This is a genomic window from Mesorhizobium sp. M7A.F.Ca.ET.027.03.2.1 (assembly GCF_003999175.1).
GTDB lineage: Bacteria > Pseudomonadota > Alphaproteobacteria > Rhizobiales > Rhizobiaceae > Mesorhizobium.
Genome location: NZ_RZOM01001776.1, coordinates 1 through 601 on the forward strand (window position 1 = coordinate 1; position 601 = coordinate 601).

Genomic DNA, 601 nt, shown 5'->3' on the forward strand with positions numbered 1-601 from the left:
GGAGCAGTTGCGGGCGCTTCGGCTGCGGGAGCAGCCGGCGCGGTGGCCTGAGCAGCCGGCTTTGCCGCGGGCGCGGGAACGGTCAGCAATTCGGCCGGCTTGCCCGGCTCCTCGACCATGGCCAGCACCTGGCCGGCCGCATCCTTGGGAACCGAAACCACGGCGGTCTGCACCGAGGGCGTTACGACATCGCCCGTGGTCGCGCGCAGCGCGATCGTATAATCACCGGGCTTCAGCGGATCGTCGAGAATGATAACGAAGGCGCCATCGGGACCAGCGACCGTCGAGCCAAGCACCGTCGAGCCGTTGAGGATCTCGACCTTGGCGTTGGGCGCCGCATTGCCGGCGACGACAATCGAGCCATTGCTTTCGACGCGCACGACATCGAAGGACGGTGCGACCGGACCGGCCGCAGCCGGCGCCGCCGCGTCCGCGGCCGGTGCGGCCGGTGCCGTTGCCTGGGGCACCGCGGCGGGAGCCGCAGGGACCTCCGCGGCGGGCAGCCGCGCTTCGGTGCTGGGATCGGCCGATTTTTGCGCTGCGGGCGGCGTCTGCGCCGCCACTTGCGCCGGCGGCGTGGGATTGAGATACGGGTCGAGTG

At 71.2% G+C, this 601-nt stretch carries 1 pseudogene; it reads right to left on the reverse strand.

Annotation, left to right across the window (positions count from 1 at the left end):
* Positions 1–601 (reverse strand): annotated as a pseudogene (locus tag EN750_RS38000) (peptigoglycan-binding protein LysM); the annotation flags it as partial.